The following is a 20,850-nucleotide window of genomic DNA, read 5'->3' as shown; positions in this document are numbered from 1 at the left end:
ACACCCGGGAAGGAAGAGACGACCCGGGTCACCCCGAGGGCACGAGCACCGGCAGGGCCACGGTGACCGCCAGCCCGCCCCCGGGATTGGCCGCGGCCCGCACCGTACCGCCGTGGGCCTGCGCGATCGCCGCCACGATGGACAGCCCGAGACCCGCGCCTTCCGACGATCCCGTACGGTCCGCGTGCAACCGCCGGAACGGTTCGAACAACTCGCCGACCTGCTCCGGCGGCACCTCCGGGCCCGTATTGCTCACCACCAGGCCACCGGCGGGGGAGAGGTCGACCAGCAGCCGCCCGCCCTCGTCGTTGTGCCGGATCGCGTTCTGCACCAGATTGGCGACCAGACGGGTGATCAGCACCTCGTCGCCCGCGACCGTGACCGGCCGGGTGGTGGCGCCGACGGCGATACCGCGGCGCTCGGCGAACGGCAGATGTTCCCCGATGACCTGGTCGACCACCGTCGCCAGATCCACCGGAGCCCGCACGGTCAACTCCTGCTCACCCTGCGCGAGCACCAGCAGCCCTTCGATCAACCGCTCCGACCGCTCGGTCGCCCGCAGCAGCTCCTCCCGGATCCGGGCCACCCGCTCCGGCGACGGATCCGCCAGACCGACCTCCATCGCGGTCCGCTGGATGGCGAGCGGCGTCCGCAGCTCATGGGAGGCATTGGCCACGAAACGCCGTTGACTCGCCACCGCATGCTCCAGCCGGTCCAGCATGGCATCGAAAGTGTCGGCCAGATCCTTCAGCTCGTCCCGAGGCCCCGTCAGCGCGATCCGTTCGTGCAGCGTCGACAACGACAGCCGGCGCGCGGTCGTGGTGACCCGCTGCAGAGGCCGCAGCAGCCGGCCGGTGAGCCACCAGCACACCACGAAGGCCAGCACCATGATCACCCCGATGGCGATCAGACTGACGACCAGCTGCGTACTCGCGAGATCGTGCTGGAGCTGCGCCTTCCCCTCCCGGTCGAGGACCGTGTGCGGCCCCGGCGGGGACGCGGCCGGAGCGGTGTCCGCGGAAGGCCGGTACGGCACGGCCGAACACGGCGACTCCGGCGGCCGCATCTCGCACGGGATCCCGGCCACCGAACCGGGCTTCACGAACCGGTCGACCTTGCCGTCGACGATTCCCTTCTGCAGACGGAGCGCCGTGATCAGTACCGCCAGCGTGATGACCGTGAACACACCGCCGTACAGCAGCGTCATCCGGGCCCGGACCGAGCCGCGCAGCGGAGCCAGGGCGCGCCGTCCGAACCGAACCGGCCGGCCGGAACGCGCCCCGGGCCGTACCCGCTTCACAGCCGGTACCCGCTTCCGGGGACGGTGACGATGACGGGAGGGTCGCCCAGCTTGGACCGGAGTTTGCTCATCGTCACCTTCACGACGGTGGTGAACGGATCGGTGTGCTCGTCCCAGGCCCGCTCCAGCAGCTCCTCGGTGCTCACGACCGTGCCCCGGGCCCTCATCAGCACCTCCAGTACCGCGTACTCCTTACGGGACAGCGGCAGATAGTGACCGTCGCGGAACGCCTGCCTCCGGCCCGTGTCCAGGGTGATGTCCCCGCGCTCCAGCACGGGAGGCAGCGGCGGCCCGGCCCGGCGGCCCAGCGCGTTGATCCGCGCCACCAGCTCGCTGAAGGCGAACGGCTTGGCCAGATAGTCGTCCGCGCCCAGATTCAGCCCGGAGACCCGGTCGTGCACCGTGCCGGACGCGGTCAGCATCAGAATGCGGACCCGTCCCCCCTGCTGTGCCAGCTCACGGCAGATGTCGTCACCGTGCACCCGGGGCAGATCGCGGTCGAGGACCAGAACGTCGTAGTCGTTGACGCCGAGCCGTTCCAGCGCGGCGGCCCCGTCATAGGCGACGTCGACCGCCATCGCCTCCTTGCGGAGCCCCTCCGCCACCAGATCCGCCAGGAAGCGTTCGTCCTCGGCCACCAGAATTCGCATGCCGACATTGCCCCAGATCTGCGGTAGGACGGCGGTTAACGCTTGCGGTCACCTCGGCGAAACCCGCTGCCGGACAGGATCGGACCCGAGGAAGTCACTCCGGGCGCCGGACGCCGGCCGGACGACCGGCCGGCGTCCGCGCGGGGCAGCGGGGGCCGCGGTCAGTCCGAGGCGTCCGGCGAACCGTCCCCGGTGAGGGAGAGCAGCAGCTCGTTGAGCCGGGTGACGAACGCGGTCGGCTCCTCGATCCGGGCACCGGCGGTCAGCACGGACTGGTCGAACAGGACATGGGCCCACTCGGCCAGACGGGGATCGTCCCGGTCCTCGTTGAGCCGCCGCACCAGCGGATGCCCGGGGTTGATCTCCAGAATCGGCTGGTTCGGCAGCCCCGAACCGCGAAGCCGCTGCGCGGTGGTGAAATCGGTCTCCACCCCGTCGGCCACGATGCAGGCAGGGGAGGTGGTCAGCCGGCTGGTGACGCGTACGTCGTACGCCTTGCCCGCCAGATGCGCCTTGAGCAGGCCGAGCAGCGCCGCGTAGTCGGAGTCCGCCCGGTCGGCGGCCTCCTTCTCGGCCTCGTCCTCCAGGGTGCCGAAGTCGGGCGGGCCCTGCGTCACGGACCGGAGCCGCTTGCCCCGGTACTCCTGGAGCGGGCCGGAGACGACGAAACCGTCCACGGCCTCGCTCAGCAGCAGCACCTCGATGTCCTTGGCCCGGTACGCCTCCAGATGCGGGCTCGCCGCGGCCGAGGACTGCCCCGGCGCCAGCAGGTAGTAGATCTTGTCCTGGCCGTCCTTCATCCGGTCGACGTAGTCGGCGAGGGACACGTCGGCGTCCTGGGTGCCCGACCGCGTGGAGGTGAAGCGCAGCAGCTCGACGAGGTCCTCACGGTGGGCGGGGTCGTCGGCCACGCCCTGCTTCAGGACACCGCCGAACTCCTTCCAGAAGTCCGCGTACTTCCCGGGCTCGTCGGCCGCCAGCCCGCCGAGGAGCTTCAGCACCCGCTTGACCGCGCTGGACCTGATGTGATCGACGGCATGACTGCTCTGGAGGATCTCCCGGGAGACGTTCAGCGGCAGATCGGCGGAGTCGACGACCCCGCGCACGAACCGCAGGTAGTCCGGCAGGAGTTGGCCGGTGTCCTCCAGGATGAAGACCCGCCGCACATGCAGCCGGAGACCGCCGCGGGTCTGTGGCAGCCACAGATCGTGCGGGGCCCGGGACGGGATGTACAGCAGGAGCGTGTACTCGTAGCGCCCCTCCACCTTCGTATGCACATGGGCGAGCGGATCGGAGTAGTCGTGCGTGAGATTCCGGTAGTACGAGTGGTAGTCCTGCTCGCTGAGTTCACTCCTGGGACGTGTCCACAGCGCCGAAGCCTGATTGACGGCGGTGTCGTCGTCCGACAGCACGATCGGCTGCGTGATGTGGTCCGAGTACCGCTGGACGATCGACCGCAGCCGGTACTCGCTCAGCAGCTCGTCCTCGCTCTCCCGCAGCTCCAGGACGATCGTGGTGCCGTGCTCGGCGCGCTCCACCGCCTCCAGCGCGTACTCCCCCTTGCCGTCCGACGACCAGCGCACCCCCTCGGACGCGGGCAGCCCCGCCCGGCGCGTGGTCAGCACCACCCGGTCGGCGACGACGAAGGCCGAGTAGAAGCCGACACCGAACTGGCCGATCAGCTCGGCGTCACGGCGCTGGTCCCCGGTGAGCGAACGGAGGAAATCGGCGGTGCCCGAGCGGGCGATGGTGCCGATGTTGTCGATCACCTCCTGCCGGCTCATCCCGATGCCGTTGTCGGCGATCGTGACCGTACCCGCGTCCTTGTCGAACGAGATACGGATCCGCGGCGCATCGTCCGATTCGCCGTCGGCCGGTCCGGGGTCGGCGTACCGCTCGAAACGGAGCCGGTCGATCGCGTCGGAGGCATTCGAGATCAGCTCACGGAGGAAAATCTCCTTGTTGCTGTAGAGCGAATGGGCCATGAGGTCCAGAATCTGGGCCGCCTCGGCCTGAAAACTACGCGTTTCCGTATCCGACTGTAATGTCATCGCTTTCCCCCTAATCGTCGACCATTGAAGAGTTCGATCAACGATAGGAAGCGTCGCGCCGCAGGTCAACCGGCCGCCTCCGGCCGGTCGGGCGCAGGGGACGGCAGCCGTCGAGGAGTCCCCGCGGGGGGTTGACGGTGCCGCCGCCCGGCGCCGCCGCTCACTCCGTGGTGCGCACCTGCTCCTCGAACTGCATCCAGCTCTCGGCGTACTGGCGCGCCAGATCGGCCGTCGTTCTGATGCAGTGTTCCGGAACCGCTGCCATGAGTTCCGGCCACTCCTTCATCACGATGGCGTTGTGGTGCAGCAGCCGCAACAACTCCCGGCCGGTCTGCTTCTGGCGCAGGGACGGGTCGCGGAGGAGTTTCTCCAGGGCATGGCCGGGGTCGAGAGCGACGGCGACCGTCCGCCGTCCGGTCCGGGACGCCTTCTCCGCGGGGGTCTGGGGGGCGGGGGAACGCTCCTGCCGTACGGGATGCGACGGTACCCCAGCCCCGGGATCCGGCCCGGCGGGGGCCTTCGTCCCGGATACCGCGGGCGGGTTCCCGGCCGGTGGTTCGCCCACCGCCAGCCGCCGCTTGACGTCGCTCACCGTCGCGGGCGAGATGCCCGCGAGCCTGGCCACCTCGCGCAGCGAGGCCTCCGGACGGGCGGCGAGCACCTGGGCGGCCCGTATCCGTCCCGCCGTGCTGTTCAGCGGACGGGTCCTGCCGTCGATGCCGACGCGCGTGGACACCTGCGGTGCGGTCAGGACCGGCCGGCGCCGGAGCGCGGCGACCGTCTTGGCCCCCAGACCGGTGACCCGGGCGATCGCACGGTCCGAGATATGGGTGTGGGAGGCGACGATCCGCTCGGCCGCGGCCCGCCGGTCCGCCAGCGACAGCGGAAGACCATGGGCCATATTGGTCTGAACGGCGCAGAGAAAGGCATCCTCGGCGCTTCCGTCGAAGAAGACGGCATTGATACGGTCCTCGCCGCGCAGGATCGTGGCGAAGACGCGATGCACCCCGTCAATTACCTGCATGGTGCGTCTGTTGACGACAATGGGAGGCAGCGGGCTTTCCGCCTCCGCCAGTCGAATGATATGTTCTTGGTCCTGACCTTCGACTCGCGGAGATTCACCGAGGGTCAGTGCCGAGATAGCGACGGCGACAATATCCTGCTCGGGTTTGACATGATGTAACTTCCCCCATTCCGTTGTACTGATGTTTGCCTGTCGCACGGCAGGGGCGGACGTCGTGGCGGCATCGGGCAACGGCAAAGTGATCACCTCGCGTGCGGGCTCGGCTATTTCGCGGGAGCTTGCCCTGATTTCCTGTGCAGGGAGAACGCCGTCCGGTGTCCGGGAACGCCGCCGGATGATGTTCGCATCGGCGGCACGGCAGTGGTCCGGCAAAGAGGGGCAAAGGGTCCCGGTTCGGGGATCTGTCAAGGGCATTGAACTGGGTGTCGGTGAGAAATTCGGTACGGGGCACGGCGGTACGTCCGTCTCCGGGCGGGACCACCGATACGCCAGGCAGCCCCGCCCGGACAGGGGCGGCCGAATCGGGTGCTCCGGCGGCCGGAGGTGGCGGCTGCCCGGGATACGTTCCGGTGTCCCCGGGGATTCCGGCACCGCAGCGGCTGTGTCGTGGCAGGGATCAGCTCGCCGGAGCCGCCCGGTTTCCATGACCCGGCCCCAGCCGGGCCGCCGGGAGCACCTGCTCGTCCAGGGTCCGCGCGATCTCGCGCCAGGTGTCGGCGTTCTGCCGGGCCAGGGCGATGACCAAGGCGTCACAGTGCGGCGGTACGGCATCGGCGAGCTCGAACCACTTGTGTACACCCATGACGTTGAGCTGGAGAAGGCGCAGCAGTCTCCGTCCGCGTTCGGCGCCGCGTACCGCGGGATCGTGCAGCAGCGGCTCCAGCAGGGAGGTCGGCCGCTCACGGGGTTCCCGTGCGGCGCCCTGCCGGGGTTCGGGCAGGGGACGCTCCACCGGTTCAGGGGCGGTCACCGCCGCGCGGGGCGGTTCCCCGACGACGCTGTCGCCCACCAGCAGCCGCTTGCGGACATCGCCGGCGGTGGCCGGGGAGATCCCCGCCAGCCGCGCCACCTCCCGGAGGGACGCCTCGGGGTTCCGGGCGATCACCTCCGCCGCCCGCCGCCGGCCCGCCGCCCGGTCCACCGGCCGGATCTTGCCGTCCTTGCCGACGCGGGCGTTCAACTGTGTCGCGGCAGCGGTTGAACGGCGGATCCCCGCAACGCTCTTCGCCCCGAGACCGGACACCCGCGCGATCATCCGGTCGGACATCTGCGGATGCGAGGAGATCAGCCGGGCCGCCGCCGCCCGCCGGTCGGCCTGGGACAGCGGCAGCCCGTGCCGGGTGTTCGACCGGACGGCGAGCAGGAACGCGTCCTCCCGCGATACGTCGACGAGCACGGCACCGATCGTCTTCCGGCCGCGGAGTATCGCGGCCAGGACACGGTGCACACCGTCGACGACCTGCATACTCCGCCGGTTCACCACGATCGGCGGCAGCGGCGCGTCGCTCTCCGCAAGCTGCTCGGTGTACTTGGTGTCCTGTCCGGTGAGCCGGGGCGAATCGCCGAATTGGAGTAAGGACAGTGGCAGTTCGACGGACTCCCCGGACGGGTCCGTCGTCCCGCCGACCGTGTCTCCCGGTCCGGTTGCCGGGCCGGCGGGTGCTCTATCGGATTCGGAATCTCTCGTGATCACACCATCCCCCTTTGGTGTAGCGGGCGCGGAAGTTCAGTAATTCGATATTCAGCACAAAAAATAACCCACCGCGACAGGGCGTATGGGCAGTCGAACGCTTCGGGTGAGGGAATACGGAGAGAGCGCAGCAGAATATTTGATCTACCGGCGGAGACGGGATGAACGGTGCAGTGAATCTGACGGATCATCGGTTCTTCGGGTGCTCGGACTTCCCGGAAGCGTATGACCGGTTTGCGTCGACGCTTCCGGTGTTCGATGCTAGTCGGGCTTGTTGTGATGTCAACCGGGTAGTTGTTGATTTCCCGGTTCTTTCCTCCCTCTTGGTGTGGCGCGTTGACACCCGTCGCCAACGGTCAGGGCGGTGGGCCGCTTTTCCCGAGGTGGTTCCGGGCGATCACCGGGACATCGGGCGTGTTTCGCCGGTGCGGGCGGTTGTGATCCACACCCATGACCGCGTGATCGCCCCCTGAAGTTGCCTGAGGCTTGCAGTTGCGACGGCTTCGAAAGTCTACGGCTTCGGGTGTTTCGGCGCGGTTTCCCCGTACTGCGCGGGGGTGATGGAGGGTACGGAAAAAGCGCTACGCCGGTACATCCTTTGTGTCGCCCGGTCGATCGCCCCGGGATATTGAGTACTCCTGTGTATGTTCGAAACATTCGGCCAATAGCGACCAATTGGACGCGCGTGGTCACGGGGGCGGTCTGCGGCCGACCGGACCGGACCCGGTGCGGAGCGCCGGGTGTACGGCTCCCGCGGCCGTGCCCCGGAGGGGCGGGCCACGCATCGGCGGATCGGCTGCCGGACCCGGGCCTCCCGGGGCGCGGGCGGCCGGGCGGAGTTGCCCGCGGATATCCGGCCGTTCTCCGGGATCGCAGCAGGAAATGCTCCGCAGCGAATGCCGGAAAGGAATACCTGTGATCGTTCAAGTGCGTGGCGCGGCAGTTGAACACCCCTGGTGCGGCTTGTTCTCCCGAGCCGCCGCGCGCCATAGTGAGGAGGCCGAGTCCCGGCGGACCCGGTCCGGACGCCGGAGGATCCTCGATCTCCGGGCCCGGTTGCTTTCCGGGAGTCGGGGGCGCATAGGGCGGACGGGCCGAGGGCCCTCCCGCCGAAAGCGGCACTCGTACCCCTCCCGGATTGGCTCTCCGCCCAACCCCATAACCCGGAAACGGAAGCGGGTGCAATGAATCCGGGATTTACGACGGCGCCTGCCATCACGCCGTACGGCCGACTCGCCGCACCGCGCGCAGCGACCAACCGGAATTCGGAGCCGGAGGACGGTCACGCCGAGGAGCCCGCCTTGCCGCGGGAGACCGCGCCGGATGCCGCCGAACCACAGGTCTCGCCCGAACCCGCCGAACCGCAGATCTCCCCCGAACCCGCCGTACTCGAAGAACTCCGCCGGTCCCAGGTGCCGTCGGCACTCGACAGCCTGCGCACCGCCCTCGAACTCGACGACGCACAGGCCGAGCAGCTGGCCCTGCTGCTGCGCGCACACGCGAGCCCCGCCCCGCACCGCCGCCCCGAAGCCGGCGGACGCATCCGCTACTTCGGCAACGCCTGTCTCGCGCTCCAGACCCCCGAAGGCGCGGTGGTGACCGACCCGTTCCTCAGCACCGACGGCAACGGCAGGGGCCGCTACACCCTCGACGACCTGCCGGACTTCATCGACCTGGTGCTGGTCACCCACGGCCACCACGGCCGCATCGTGCTGGAGACCCTGCTCCAGCTGCGCGGACGCATCGGGGCCGTCGTGGCCCCCCGCTCCGCCCGCAGCGAACCCGGTGAACCCTCCACCGGGCTGTTCCTGAGCCGGCTCGGCTTTCCCGTGGTGGAAGCCGGCGAGTACGACGAATTCGGCTTCCCCGGCGGCAGGGTGGTGGCCACCCCCTTTCCCGGGACCGGCGGCCGGTCCGCGTACTGGGTCGAACTGGCCGGCCGATCGGCGTTCATCGGCACCGACGCCTACGGCGACGACCCCGAACCCTGCCGGCGCATCCGCCACCGCCTGGGCGCGGCCGACTACGCCTTCCTCGCCATGGACCCCGGTGGCACCCCACCCGCCCGGCACTACGAGGCACTGATGGCCAAACTGGGCCTGACCCGGCCGGACACCCCACGGACACCACCGGGCCCGAGCGCCGAACAGGCCGCCGCCGTCACCGCGGAACTGGGCGCCGCCGAGACATACGTCTACGCCACCGGCGACGAACCCTGGCCGGGGCACACCACGGCCGCACCCTCCCACGCGGACCCGTACCGGGCCCCCGGGATCCAAAGCTTCACGAGGTGGTGCGCAGACCGCGGAATCACCGCAGGACACCTCTTCCACCAGCACGAATGGCGCTGGTAACGCACCCCGCCCCTCGTCATACGCCTGCCCGGGAGGCTCCGCATGGCCGTGTACGACGTCGCCTACACCGAGCTGTACACCAGCAACAAGAAGTCCGTCGTCGACTACTTCGTCTCCGCCCTGGGCTTCACCCGGGAAGCCGAGGCCGTGGGCGTGGACCGCAGCAGCGCACTGCTCCGCCAGGGCACCGCCCGACTGATCGTCACCACCGGCCCGGCGACCTGGAAATTCCTCGGCGCGCACGGCGACGGCATCGCCGACATCGCCTTCACCTGCGACGACGTCACCCACACCCTGCGGTCGGCACGGGCCGTTGGAGCCACGGTCACCGGCTCCGCCCAGGGCCGCCCCGCGATCCTCGGCTGCGGCAGCCTCACCCATACCCTGCTGTCCCGCCGCGACGGCCCCGGCACCCCACCGCCGGGACGCAACTGGGTCCCCGTACCCGGCGCACCGGGCGCCACGCCCACCGGCCGGATCCGGCACACCGACCACATCGCCCTCTGCCTGGAAGCCGCCACGCTCGGCCAGTACACCGACCTGTACCGCGAAGCACTCGGACTCGTCCGCCACTCCGCCGGATACGTGGACGCCGGAGAACACGGCATGGACTCCGTCGTCCTGCGCAGCCCCTCCGGACGGGTCACCCTCGCCCTCGCCGCCCCCGACCCGCGCAAACAGCCGGGGCAGCTCGACGCCTTCCTGGAACGCAACGGCGGACCCGGCGCCCGCTACCTCTCCTTCCTCGTCGACTCCATCGTCCCCGCGGTCCACGAGGCCCGGGACCGGGGAGTCGTCTTCCTGCCCGTACCCGACGACTACTACGACTCCCTGCCCGAACGCGTCCCGGCCGTCCGGACCGGCCTCGACGGGCTCCGGGCCGCCCGGATCCTGGCCGACCGCGACGAACCCGGCACCCTGCTCCAGGCGCTGAGCCGGTCCCCGTACGGGCGCAGCCCCCTCTTCCACGGCCTGATCGAACGCCGCGGCTCCCGCGGACTCGGCCCCGCGCACCACCGGGCCCTGTACGAAGCGGTCGAGCGCGACAGGCAGGCCGCCGAATGAACCACCACCACCACGACGGCGACGGCGGCGCCCACGTCCTCCCCGGCCCCCCGGACCGGCCCCCCGTGGTGCTCCCCGCACTGGCCAGGGAAGAGCTGCACGGCAGCCTCACCGACCCGGTGCTGGACACGATGAACTTCCTCAACGAGATCACCCACCGCTACCCCGACGCGATCTCCTTCGCCCCCGGCCGCCCCTACGACGGATTCTTCGACCCCGAACAGATCTTCACCCACATCCGCCGCTACATGGACCACCTCGCCGCGTCCGGCCACTCGCCGGACCGCATCCGGGACGCGCTCTTCCAGTACGGGCCGACCGGCGGCCAGATCCGTGAACTCGTCGCCGACTCCCTGCGCGTGGACGAGAACACCCACGTACCGGCCGAATCCGTGGTCGTCACCGTCGGCTGCCAGGAGGCGATGCTCCTGACCCTGCGGGCCCTGATCGCCGGCCCCCGCGACGCGCTCCTGGTCTCCAGCCCCTGCTACGTCGGAGTCACCGGAGCCGCCCGCCTGCTCGACATCGAACCGACCGCCGTCCGCGAGGGCCCGGCCGGACTCCGCTGCGCCGACCTGGAGACCGCGATCCGGGCCGAACGCGCCCGCGGCCGCCGCCCCCGCGCCTTCTACGTCATCCCGGACCACTCGAACCCCTCCGGCGCCACGATGCCCCTCCACGAGCGGCAGGAGCTGCTGAAACTCGCCGCCCGCGAGGACTTCCTGATCCTGGAGGACAGCCCCTACCGGCTGGTGAGCCCCGGACGGCAACTGCCGACCCTGAAGTCACTCGACGGCGAGCGGCGCGTCGTCCAGCTGGGCTCCTTCGCCAAATCACTCTTCCCCGGCGCCCGGGTCGGCTACGCGGTCGCGGACCAGGTGGTCACCGACGTCGACGGCCGCACCGGCCTGCTCGCCGACGAACTCGTCCGCATCAAGAGCATGGTGACGGTCAACACCTCCTCCCTCAGCCAGGCCGTCGTCGGCGGGATGCTCCTCGCGGGCGGCGGCGGCGCCGCCGAACACAACACCCGCACCGCACGCCACTACGGCGATGCCATGAGGACCACGCTCCGGGCACTGGAACGCTGCTTCCCCGCAGCCGAACGCCGCGCGCTGGGAGTCGGCTGGAACCGCCCCGGCGGAGGCTTCTTCCTGGCCGTCCGAGTGCCCTTCGCGGCGGACAACACCGCACTCGCCCGCTCCGCCGAGGAGTTCGGCGTCCTCTGGACGCCCATGTCCTACTTCTATCCGCAGGGCGGCGGCGAGCACGTCCTGCGACTGTCCGTCAGCTATCTGACCCATGCCGACATCCACGAGGGAACCGCCCGGCTGGCGCGGTTCATCCGGATGGCGGCCCGGCACTGAAAGGACGCACCGCATGTGCTCCGTAGTACGCCGTCCGCGCAGCAGACCCCGGATGTGGGGGTGGACCTACCGATGACCACGACCATCGCGCCCGTCGGCCCCGGCCTCACCTCCACGGCCCCCGAGCCCGAATCCAAGCACCCCGCCCGCCCCAGCCGCATCATCGGCGTCGGCACCGCCACCACCGCGACCTCGTACGACCAGCGCACCCTGCTCGACCTCTTCCGGATCACCGACCCCCGGGTCCGCTCCGTCTTCCTGAACAGCGCCATCGAACGCCGCCACCTCACCCTCCCCGCCCGCGACACCGACGGCACGTTCCGTCAGGAACCCCAGGGCGAACTGCTCGCCAAACACCGGCGCCTCGCCCTCGACATGGGCGCCCGCGCCGTCCGCGCCTGCCTGGCCGACGCCGGACTCGACCTCGCCGACATCGACTACCTGTGCTGCGTCACCACCACCGGATTCCTCACCCCCGGCCTCAGCGCCCTGCTCATCAAGGACATGGGCATCGGTGCCCACTGCAGCCGGGTCGACGTCGTCGGCATGGGCTGCAACGCGGGCCTCAACGCGCTGAACGCCACGACGGCATGGGCCACGGCCCACCCAGGACAAGTCGCCGTCATGCTCTGCGCCGAAGCCTGCTCCGCCGCCTACGTCATGGACTCGACCCTGCGCACCGCGGTCGTCAACAGCCTCTTCGGCGACGGAGCCGCGGCCGTCGCGGTCCTGGCCGACCCGCCCGACGCCGCCGGACCCGCCCCGCGCGAACTGCCGGAGCCCGGTGCCTCCTCGGCCGGACCCCGGGTGCTGGGCTTCGCCAGCCACCTCATCACCGACGCCGTCGACGCCATGCGCTACGACTGGGACGACGACCAGCACAAGTTCAGCTTCTATCTGGACCCGGAGATCCCGTACGTCGTCGGCGCGCACGCCGAGCGGGTGATCGACCGGCTGCTCGGCGGCGCCGGACTCCGCCGCGGCGACATCGCCCACTGGCTGGTCCACTCCGGCGGAAAGAAGGTCATCGACGCCGTCCGGGTCAACCTCGGCCTCACCCGCCACGACCTGCGCCACACCACCGGAGTCCTGCGGGACTACGGAAACCTGTCCAGCGGATCGTTCCTGTTCTCCTACGAGCGACTGCTCGGGGAGGACTGCGTCAGAGCGGGAGACCTCGGAGTGCTGATGACCATGGGGCCGGGCTCCACCATCGAAACGGCGCTGGTCCGATGGTGAGGGCGGCGGAGAAGAGACTGCGGATCGACGGCCGCCGGCCGCCCACGGCGGACACCGTCGCCGCCATCGGCACCCTCTGCGACGGCGCCGAGGACTCCGGCGGACCGGGCCCCGTCGTCATCGAGGTCTCCGGAACCCCGGAATCCGGCTGGACCGGCCGGCTGACCGTGGGCCTCGTCAACAAATGGGAACGCGCCCTGCGCCGGCTGGAGCGACTCCCCGTGACGACGATCGCCGTCGCCGACGGCGACTGCGGAGGACCCGCCCTCGACGTCCTCCTCACCGCCGACATCCGCATCGCCGCACCGTCGGTACGCCTGCTGCCGCCCGTGGTCGACGGGGCGACCTGGCCGGGAATGGCCCTGCACCGGCTCGCCCAGCAGACGTCCGGCACCGCCGCCGTCCGCCGGGCCGCGCTCTACGGCACCCCGCTGGACGCCGCCCGGGCCCGTGCCCTGCACCTCCTCGACGAAGTCACGGACGATCCGGCGGCAGCGGTCGCGAAGGCGGCCGAGCGGACCGCGCCCTTCGCCGGACCCGAACTGGCCATCCGCCGCCAACTGCTGCTCGACGCCCGTACCGTCCCCTTCGAAGAGGCGCTGGGAGCCCATCTGGCCGCCTGCGACCGCGTCCTGCGCCGCTCCACCGGCGAGGCGGCGACATGACCGGTGGTACGACCGTCCCCGTACGAGCGGTGGAACCGGCGGAGATGCGGGCCGCCCTGCCCCGCGCCCGGACGGCACTCGCCCGGGCCGCGCGACAGGACCCCGACCCGCCGTCCGGCCGGCTCAGGGCACTGCGCGCCGCCTTCCTCGACACCCACACCGACGCCGTCTACACCGAACTCACCACGGGCCGCGACCGGGCCCCGAGGCTGGCCGAACTCGCCGCCGCCGCCGGGGACGCCTTCCCCGGGCTCGTCCCCACCACGGCGCAACTGGCGGCCGACCGTGCGCTGCCCCAGGCCCGCAAGGCCGGACACGAGATCGACCTGGGCGTCCTCTTCGCCCGGATCCTGCACTCGCCCGTCTCCGGCCGCCATCTCATGGGAGCGCTCCTGCGCCCCACCGCGCGGGCCCTCGACCTGCTGCCCGCCTTCACCGCGACCGGGACGGCCGACCTCGGCTCCGTACGCCTGGAACGCCGGGACGGCGTCGCCCGGCTCACCATGTGCCGTGACGACTGCCTCAACGCCGAGGACGAACGCCAGGTCGACGATATGGAGACCGCGGTCGACCTCGCCCTCCTCGACCCCGGGGCCGAACTCTGCCTGCTCCGCGGCGGCGAGATGACCCACCCGCGCTACCGCGGCAAACGGGTGTTCAGCGCCGGGATCAACCTCAAGAGCCTGCACGCCGGAGACATCTCCCTCGCGGGCTTCCTGCTCCGCCGCGAACTCGGCTATCTCCACAAGATCCTGCGGGGCCTCAACCTCGACGACGGAACGCACCGGCACCGGCCCGGTACCGCGAAACCCTGGGTGGCGGCCGTCGACACCTTCGCCATCGGCGGCGGGATGCAGATCCTGCTCGTCGTCGACCACGTTCTGGCCGCATCGGACGCCTATCTCAGCCTGCCCGCCGCCCAGGAGGGCATCGTCCCCGGAGCGGCCAACTTCCGGCTGCCCCGCTACACCGGGCCGCGACTGGCCCGCCGGATCGTGCTGGAAGGCCACCGGATCCACGCCACCGACCCGGAGGCCCGGCTCCTCGTCGACGAGGTCCACCCCCCGGACCGGCTGGACCGGGCCGTCGAACAGAGCCTCGACCGGCTCCGCGGCCCCGCGGTCGCCGCCAACCGGCGGATGCTGAACATCACCGAGGAGGACCCCGAAGCCTTCCGGACGTACATGGCGGAGTTCGCGCTCGAACAGGCCCTGCGGCTGCACAGCCCGGACGTGATCGAAAAAGTCGGCCGGTTCTCCGGCGGCGGTACGGCACCACCGGTCCCGCCGGGATAGCCCGGGTCCCGGGGGACGGGCGGGCGGCCGGTCCGCGAACCGCCGCCCGCCCGGACACCGCCGTCAGCGGCCGGAACCGCCCCCTTCCACCGCCGTCGCGGCCGCCGGCTCCCGGACCAGCCCGCGGATGGCGGGCACACAGAGCATGGCCACGATGCACACCACACCCATCACGGAGGAGAAGAGCAGCACCCGATCGGCACCGAAGCCGTCGGCCGCCGGACCGGACAGCGCCCGGCCCAGCGGAATCACCATGATCGACCCGGCGACGTCATAGGCGTAGACCCGGCTCAGCACCGCCAGCGGAACATGGGACTGCACACTCGTCGCCCACATCACACCCCAGAAGGCGAAACCGCAGCCGGCCAGCACCCCGGTGAGCGCGGTGGCCGTGAAGTTCCAGCCGAGCGCGGGCGCCAGCGGATTGAGGGCGAAACAGAACATCGCACAGGCCCCCGCGACCAGCGGCCGGCGGGGCCGTACCCGCATTCCCAGCAGCCCGCCGACGATCGTGCCGGCACCGTCGGCCGAGGCGATCCAGCCGTAGCCCGCGGACCCGTGCTGCTCGGTGATCAGCGCCGCCCCCAGCGGAATGGCCGGGCCGAACACGAACAGACCGTAGACCGCCCAGATCGCGATCACGCCCCACAGCCAGGGGCGGGAGCTGAACTCGTGCCATCCGGTGCGCAGCCGCTGCAGCAGCGGGTCGTCGCCCTCGTCCCGTACGGTCCTCAGCCTGCGCAGCGGCGCCAGCCCGACCGCGCTCAGCGCATAGGCCGCCGCAATCACCAGATACGAGCCCGCCACGTCCCAGTAGGCCACCACCAGACCGGCGAGCCCCGGGCCGATCAGCGCGCTCATCGCCTCCGAGATCCGCAGCAGCGCGTTGCCGCGCTGGATGTCCTCGGCGACCTGCGGCACCATGCTCGCCAGACCGGGCTGGAACATGGCGGTCGCGGCACCGCTGACAGCCATCAGCGCCATGATCTGCCAGAGCCGTACATCACCCGCGACCAGCAGCCCCGCTAGCACGAGCATGGCCAGCATCCGCACCACATCGGCGCCGATCATCATCACCTGTGGCGTGAACCGGTCGGCGAGCACTCCGCCGAACAGCACCAGCAGCGCGATCGGCGCCATCCACGCGGCCAGCGCGTAGCCCACCCCGCCCGCCCCGTATCCCGCCCCGAGGACGGCGGTGGTCAGCGAGACCATGAGCATGCCGTCGGCCAGCAGTGAGGCGCTGCGGGCGGTGAAGAAGAGCCGGAAGTTCACCGATCTCCACGGACTGGGCAGCGGCTGCCGCTTCTCCTGGAGAGGTACGTCGTCAATGGTCATGCGATATCGGCCGGTTCCGGCCGTCCCCTTCCGAGAGAATCCGCCGTCCGAGCCGTGCACCGCCGTCCCCGGCCCGCGGCGGCGGGTCGTCGACGATCACATAGCGGTGGGGAGCCAGCAGCCCGGGGCGCCCGGGAAGGGTCTCCATCAGCGCCGCATGGGCCTGTTCCGGTGTCGGCAGGACGGCGCCCGCGGTGATCCAGGCCGTCAGGACCTCCCCGGCGCCGGGGCCGGGCGGGGTGTCCGGAACCGGATCCTCCACGGTGACCTGCACGGGTACGCCGCCGAGGACCCGGCTCAGGGATGCGGCCACGGCGGGCGGCGAGACCCAGCAGTTGTCCACCCGCCGCCACCGGCCGTCCCGCTCCACCGGCCGGACGCCCGTGATTTCGGTGAGGGCGGTGAGCTGTACGTCGTCCACCGCGGCCGCCTCCAGGAGGCGCACGAGACCGGTGAGGAAGAGCTCCGCCTCGTCACCGGGGAACAGCGCGGGGTCGGCCCACATCGCCAGACGGAGCAGGGGGTCCGTCTCGTACACGAAGGTCAGGGCCCGGGTCGGCAGCAGCTGGTCCGGACCCCGGGTCAGTTCCAGCTCGGGGCCGGGGGACCCGGCGGAGAGGGCCGGTGCGGACGGTGCCGCGGGGAGCGTGGAGACGTCGTTGAAGACGACGTCCCGCGCGAAGTTGCTGCCGCGTTCGAACGTGACCCGCCCGATCATCTCCCACAGGGCGAGCGAATCGAACCTGCTGTGCCGGTAGGCGTTGAGCGCGGCGCCCCACGCCCGGCGCAGCAGTGTGTCGAAGGACGGCTGCCGGACGTCGAGACAGAGCAGCGAGTCCTGCGACAGCGTGTTCACCGAGCGGGCCAGCAGCGGCCGGAACCGGTTGGCCGTCGGAACGGCGACCACACAGGCGTCCTGACCGGTGCGATGGGCGATCAGGGTGCACCAGGCGGTCAGCAGTACGGTGGACGGAACCGCGCCGGTACGCTGCGCCACCCGGGCCAGCGCCCCGGCCCCGCGCCGCGAGCGGAGGGTGAGCTGCGGCGTCCGGACCTCGGTCCCCACGGCGCCCGGCTCGGCGAACATCGCCTGCGGAGCGGTGCGGATGATCTGCTCCCAGTACCGCAGGGACGCCTCCGACCTGCGCAGCCCGGCCTCGGTCGCCTCCTCTTCGGCGAGGTCGAGCGGGGTGAGCACGGCCGGGGGCGGAAGCGACTCCCCGGCCAGCAGCGCGAGCCACTCCTCCCGCAGAACGGCGAGTGCGCTGCCGTCGGTGACGGCGTGACTGGCCGCCAGCGCCACGAAGAGGGGCTCCCCGCGCCGGGCGATCAGTGTGATCCGCAGCGGGAAGTCCCGGTCGAGCCGGAACCGGCCGGCGCGGGCGTCGCGCGCCACCGATTCGGCGTACGCCGCGGTGTCCCCGGGCAGCCGCGCGTCGTCGTGGTCGTGATCGAGGTCGAGGACGGTGACCGTGAACGCTCCCGAGGCCGAGACCCGCTGCTCGCGGGGCGGCCCGTCCGGGGCCCCGGGGAAGGTGGTACGCAGCCCTTCGTGACGTACCACCAGGGCACGCAGTGCGTCGATCACCGGTTCGGGCCCGGTTTCCGGGGGCACCGGCCAGACGGCGTGGATGTTGATGTGCGTCGGGTCGTCCCGCAGGATGCAGCGGATCATATTGGCCTGCCCCATGGTGACGGGGCCGTGGCGCTGCAGTCCGCCCGAGTAGCGGACGGTGACGGTCCGTTCGACAGTCGGCCGGACCGACCGCTCTTCGCTCACTGCCTGTCGGCTCACCGTCATGAGGCCGGTACCGGCCCGCACTCGGGTGAGGTTCCGGGTAATGCGTTCATGTGGTGCCTTTCGAGGGTTTCGGTGAGCTGCTACGGGCGGCCGAGGGGCAGGGGCGGTCAACCATCTGCGCGGAATCCTTCGTTCCGGCAGGCGCGGACCAGGGGCTCCCAGGCGTCGATGAGGAGGGCGAAGTCCGCGGTGTCCGCGCGGGCCTCGTCCAGCAGTCCGCCGCGGCGGGCCGCGAGGCCGTCTGCCACCGCGGCGTAGCGGCCGCCCAGTTTCCGGTACGAGCGGTCGAGCACGTCGAGGACCTCCGTGAGGCCGAGCCGTTCCGCGTCGGCGTCCCGGTCCGCGCCCCTGCTGTCCCTGACGCAGGCGGCGACGGTGGAGGCGCGGATCCGGCCCCCGTCGTCGAGCAGCCCCCCGTCCGCCGCCTGCAGCCGCGCGTACACGTCGTCGAAGTACCGGGCCGCGAGCAGGAACTTCGCGAAACGCGTCTGGTAGGCGAGGAAGCCGGCGCCGGTACGGCGCTCGTCGGTGTGGTAGTTGACGATATGGCGGTTGTGCAGCACCCCGGGGAGCCGGGCGTCGTGAACGAGGTGGACGAGGAAGTAGTCGCTGCCGATGGTGTCGGTCGCGGGCGGCAGCGGCACCCGTCCGTAGACCTCCCGGTCCAGGCCGATGTTGCACATGTCCACCCGGGCCGGGGCGACACGGGTGAGAGTGGTGAGATCGCCGGTGAACGGCTCGGTCCCGGCACCGCGGAACGCCTCGTCGACGAGGTTCGCGCGCCAGATCTCCGGATAGCCCGCCGGTACGGACAGCCCGACCACATCGCGGTAGACGGCGGGGTCGAGCCGGCGGATCTCCGCGACGTCCACCGACATCTCACCCACGAAGGAGCCGCCGACCAGCGCGACCGTCCGCTCCCGGAGGGCGGGGTCGAGCCTGCTCCGGGTCACCAGCTCCGCCGCCTCGGCCGCGGGACGCCCGAGGGCCGTCAGCTCGTGGACGAGGGGGTGAACGGGCTCCCCGCCGAAGGTCTGGTAGCCGCTGTCGGAGTCCCGGCGGTGCACCGAGGCGCAGCCCAGGGCCTCGGCGAACAGGAAGGCGCGGTTGGTGCAGGCGCCGTAGGAGACTCCGGACGGCAGCATCAGCCGGAGGATCCGGTCCGGGGCCGCCGCACCGGACCGGAGGATCACCTTCCGGAGAAAGGACCGCTGTTGTTCCTCGTCGAGATGGTGGATGACCACCCCGGGGGCTTCGGGCAGGGCGGCGATCGCCGCCCGGTGCCCGGCCCGCTCCGGGGCGCCGGACGAGTCCAGGACCAGCAGCTGCACCTCGACGCCGAACCGGCGGGCGCCGTCGGCGGCCTCCCCGGCGACGGCCGCGATGGTCGTGGCACAGGCCCGGTTGGTGGGAAGGGTCAGACAGACGCGGCGCACGACGGCTCCCCGCTCTGCCCGCCGGCCGGAACGGACTCGTCCGTGTCGTGCCAGGAGCCGAGTCCGAGCAGTTTGCTGCCCAGTTCGGTGAGGGACGCGGTGGGATAGCGCTTGGACTCGTGGAGCACGGGATCGCCGACCAGGGTGCGGTTCCAGCGCGGGGTGCGCAGATGCCGCCAGGAGTCGACCCGGGACTGCCGCAGCCTGGTGTGCTCTTCGAGCGCGGGCATCATCGACAGGTACTGCACGGCCCGCACCCCGTTCTCGGAGGCGTTGCGGGCCACGCCGTGGGCGAGGAGGCCGTTCCAGATCAGCAGATCGCCGGGGTGCAGTTCGGGCCGGACGACCGGGAGTTCGGCACGGTCGATCGCGGGGCGCAGCGGGTCCCGGTCCGCTGGCTGGCGGACCTTCCACTCGTCGAACTGCCGGAACAGCTCGGGGCAGCACTGGAAGCCGCCCGTCTCGGGCCGGGTGTCGTTGAGCGCGATGATGCCCTGGACCCGTTGCGGCGGGACGCCGAGCGTGGTGTCGATGTCCCAGTGGAGTTCGATGTCGAAGCCGCGGTCCGTCGGTTCGATCAGGGCCCGGTCACGGTTTCCGACGTTCGGGGGGTTGAGATTGAGCCGGTCCAGGGTGACCCACAGCTCCTCGCAGTCCCAGACGTCGGCGAAGGCGTCGTACACCCGTTGGGACTGGCGGCTGTCCCAGAGCAACTGGTGGTGGTAGGCCTCCACGAACCCGTAGACGTGGAGCTGCTGGTCCAGCTCGGAGCGGAACGGCCGGTCCTCGTACCAGCTCTCCGGCCGGTCCGGGTCCAGACCCTGGAAGTCCCAGGTGAAGTCCAGCAGCCGCCGGGCCGACCCGGCCGGGATCGCCTCCCGGACAATGACGTAGCCGTACGTCTGCCAGTGGGCGAAGTCCTCCTCGGACAGTACGCGGAGCGGGTGGTCCTTTTTGAGCTCCCGTAACGCGGTCTGGGCCAGATACGACTCGCCGTCCGCGCTGAAGTACGGGCGGCCGGAGGCCGCCCGGTGGAGTCGGGGGCGCCGGGTGCGGCCGGGTGCGGTCGATGCCATCATGCGGTTTCTCCAAGTCGGCGATCAGGGGAAACGGTTCGGCGGTCGGGCGTGGACCGCGGCGCCGGGACGGGGCGGGCCGGATGCCCGGTGAACCGGTCGGGGCGGCCCGGCGGACGTCGGAGGGCAGCGGGAGTCGGCCCTCGGCAGGGGTCGCACCCCGGCGACCGGGGTGGGACGGCGCCTTCGCGGCGGCGTATCCGGTGCCGCGCTGCCCAGCAGAATTGGTCCAGACCACTACCCTTGTCAAGGGCCGGGCCGAATTTGGACCGGTGCGCGCACCGCCCGAAATCTCCAACTGGTCGCGTTCGTTGGTTCGGTCGCTTTGGTCTAGACAACTAGCGAATGGTTGCCCTAGGGTCCCGTCCCAGCGCCGCAGCTCCGGCCCGTTCCGACGAGGGCCCGGTCAGGCTTCTCCGCTGCGCCGCGGTCAACGGCGACCACGCTCGTGGGACGTCCGCGCCGACGAGGTCCTGCCGCTGCGTCTCCGGCCGGAACC

At 71.2% G+C, this 20,850-nt stretch carries 15 protein-coding genes; 6 read left to right on the top strand and 9 right to left on the bottom strand.

The genetic code is table 11. The annotated features are described in order from the left end of the window. Window positions 1–28: 28 nt before the first annotated feature. From B7R87_RS00915 to B7R87_RS00895, 5 genes are all read right to left on the bottom strand, one after another. Window positions 29–1,300, bottom strand: coding sequence for a sensor histidine kinase (locus tag B7R87_RS00915; RefSeq protein ID WP_006351018.1), 1,272 nt, complete (start codon window positions 1,298–1,300; stop codon window positions 29–31). After that, window positions 1,297–1,950, bottom strand: a complete 654-nt coding sequence (locus B7R87_RS00910) for a response regulator transcription factor (RefSeq protein ID WP_006351019.1) — start codon at window positions 1,948–1,950, stop codon at window positions 1,297–1,299. The genes B7R87_RS00915 and B7R87_RS00910 overlap by 4 nt, the downstream gene beginning before the upstream one ends. A gap of 161 nt (window positions 1,951–2,111) precedes the next feature. After that, a complete protein-coding gene (gene htpG, locus B7R87_RS00905) occupies window positions 2,112–4,001 on the bottom strand; it encodes a molecular chaperone HtpG (protein WP_040917153.1) in 1,890 nt (629 codons plus the stop codon). 160 nt (window positions 4,002–4,161) lie between these two features. Next, on the bottom strand, window positions 4,162–5,025 hold the full coding sequence (locus B7R87_RS00900; protein ID WP_233168729.1) for a transcriptional regulator: 864 nt from the start codon (window positions 5,023–5,025) through the stop codon (window positions 4,162–4,164). Between the two features lie 616 nt (window positions 5,026–5,641). Then, complete coding sequence (locus B7R87_RS00895) at window positions 5,642–6,718, bottom strand: ParB/RepB/Spo0J family partition protein (protein ID WP_006351023.1); 1,077 nt, start codon at window positions 6,716–6,718, stop codon at window positions 5,642–5,644. Between the two features lie 1,298 nt (window positions 6,719–8,016). Between B7R87_RS00895 and B7R87_RS00890 the strand changes: the two genes are divergently transcribed. The 6 genes from B7R87_RS00890 (at window position 8,017) to dpgC (ending at window position 14,700) form a co-directional block, all read left to right on the top strand. Next, window positions 8,017–9,069 carry an MBL fold metallo-hydrolase gene (locus B7R87_RS00890; RefSeq protein WP_052704667.1) on the top strand — a complete coding sequence of 351 codons (1,053 nt, stop codon included), beginning with the start codon at window positions 8,017–8,019 and terminating at the stop codon, window positions 9,067–9,069. Between the two features lie 42 nt (window positions 9,070–9,111). Further along, complete coding sequence (locus B7R87_RS00885) at window positions 9,112–10,134, top strand: 4-hydroxyphenylpyruvate dioxygenase family protein (protein ID WP_006351025.1); 1,023 nt, start codon at window positions 9,112–9,114, stop codon at window positions 10,132–10,134. Continuing rightward, window positions 10,131–11,501: an aminotransferase-like domain-containing protein gene (locus tag B7R87_RS00880; RefSeq protein ID WP_006351026.1), complete on the top strand. Its 1,371-nt coding sequence runs from the start codon at window positions 10,131–10,133 to the stop codon at window positions 11,499–11,501. The genes B7R87_RS00885 and B7R87_RS00880 overlap by 4 nt, the downstream gene beginning before the upstream one ends. Before the next feature lie 72 nt (window positions 11,502–11,573). After that, the gene (gene dpgA / locus B7R87_RS00875) at window positions 11,574–12,740 is read left to right on the top strand and encodes a 3,5-dihydroxyphenylacetyl-CoA synthase DpgA (protein WP_006351027.1); all 1,167 of its coding nucleotides are present in this window, start codon (window positions 11,574–11,576) and stop codon (window positions 12,738–12,740) included. Continuing rightward, window positions 12,734–13,405, top strand: coding sequence for an enoyl-CoA-hydratase DpgB (dpgB, locus tag B7R87_RS00870; RefSeq protein WP_006351028.1), 672 nt, complete (start codon window positions 12,734–12,736; stop codon window positions 13,403–13,405). Before dpgA ends, dpgB begins: the two co-directional genes overlap by 7 nt. Then, window positions 13,402–14,700 (top strand): (3,5-dihydroxyphenyl)acetyl-CoA 1,2-dioxygenase DpgC, encoded by a 1,299-nt coding sequence (gene dpgC, locus B7R87_RS00865; RefSeq protein WP_078902482.1) that lies wholly within the window; start codon window positions 13,402–13,404, stop codon window positions 14,698–14,700. The genes dpgB and dpgC overlap by 4 nt, the downstream gene beginning before the upstream one ends. A gap of 63 nt (window positions 14,701–14,763) precedes the next feature. On the opposite strand, the gene B7R87_RS00860 is transcribed toward dpgC, so the two are convergent. The 4 genes from B7R87_RS00860 to B7R87_RS00845 form a co-directional block, all read right to left on the bottom strand. Then, entirely contained in the window at window positions 14,764–16,038 is a 1,275-nt protein-coding gene (locus tag B7R87_RS00860) for an MFS transporter (RefSeq protein WP_006351030.1), read from the bottom strand. After that, entirely contained in the window at window positions 16,028–17,839 is a 1,812-nt protein-coding gene (locus B7R87_RS00855; RefSeq protein WP_040917164.1) for a condensation domain-containing protein, read from the bottom strand. The genes B7R87_RS00860 and B7R87_RS00855 overlap by 11 nt, the downstream gene beginning before the upstream one ends. Window positions 17,840–17,946: 107 nt before the next feature. Continuing rightward, on the bottom strand, window positions 17,947–19,275 hold the full coding sequence (locus B7R87_RS00850; protein WP_006351032.1) for a DUF6271 family protein: 1,329 nt from the start codon (window positions 19,273–19,275) through the stop codon (window positions 17,947–17,949). Continuing rightward, window positions 19,257–20,354, bottom strand: a complete 1,098-nt coding sequence (locus B7R87_RS00845) for a phytanoyl-CoA dioxygenase family protein (RefSeq protein ID WP_006351033.1) — start codon at window positions 20,352–20,354, stop codon at window positions 19,257–19,259. The genes B7R87_RS00850 and B7R87_RS00845 overlap by 19 nt, the downstream gene beginning before the upstream one ends. Window positions 20,355–20,850 lie beyond the last annotated feature (496 nt).

Source organism: Streptomyces tsukubensis (assembly GCF_003932715.1).
GTDB classification, from domain to species: Bacteria; Actinomycetota; Actinomycetes; order Streptomycetales; family Streptomycetaceae; genus Streptomyces; species Streptomyces tsukubensis.
The sequence above is the reverse complement of the archived record's forward strand: the minus strand, read 5'-3'. Positions and strand labels throughout refer to the sequence as shown.

Excerpts from the sequence above, each read along its gene's own strand:
- B7R87_RS00910 (WP_006351019.1), bottom strand. The coding sequence starts at position 1,950 with ATGCGAATTCTGGTGGCCGAGGACGAACGCTTCCTGGCGGATCTGGTG.
- B7R87_RS00885 (WP_006351025.1), top strand. The coding sequence starts at position 9,112 with ATGGCCGTGTACGACGTCGCCTACACCGAGCTGTACACCAGCAACAAG.
- dpgB (WP_006351028.1), top strand. The coding sequence starts at position 12,734 with ATGGTGAGGGCGGCGGAGAAGAGACTGCGGATCGACGGCCGCCGGCCG.
- B7R87_RS00855 (WP_040917164.1), bottom strand. The coding sequence starts at position 17,839 with ATGACGGTGAGCCGACAGGCAGTGAGCGAAGAGCGGTCGGTCCGGCCG.
- B7R87_RS00880 (WP_006351026.1), top strand. The coding sequence starts at position 10,131 with ATGAACCACCACCACCACGACGGCGACGGCGGCGCCCACGTCCTCCCC.
- htpG (WP_040917153.1), bottom strand. The coding sequence starts at position 4,001 with ATGACATTACAGTCGGATACGGAAACGCGTAGTTTTCAGGCCGAGGCG.
- dpgC (WP_078902482.1), top strand. The coding sequence starts at position 13,402 with ATGACCGGTGGTACGACCGTCCCCGTACGAGCGGTGGAACCGGCGGAG.
- B7R87_RS00860 (WP_006351030.1), bottom strand. The coding sequence starts at position 16,038 with ATGACCATTGACGACGTACCTCTCCAGGAGAAGCGGCAGCCGCTGCCC.
- B7R87_RS00900 (WP_233168729.1), bottom strand. The coding sequence starts at position 5,025 with ATGCAGGTAATTGACGGGGTGCATCGCGTCTTCGCCACGATCCTGCGC.
- B7R87_RS00845 (WP_006351033.1), bottom strand. The coding sequence starts at position 20,354 with ATGATGGCATCGACCGCACCCGGCCGCACCCGGCGCCCCCGACTCCAC.
- dpgA (WP_006351027.1), top strand. The coding sequence starts at position 11,574 with ATGACCACGACCATCGCGCCCGTCGGCCCCGGCCTCACCTCCACGGCC.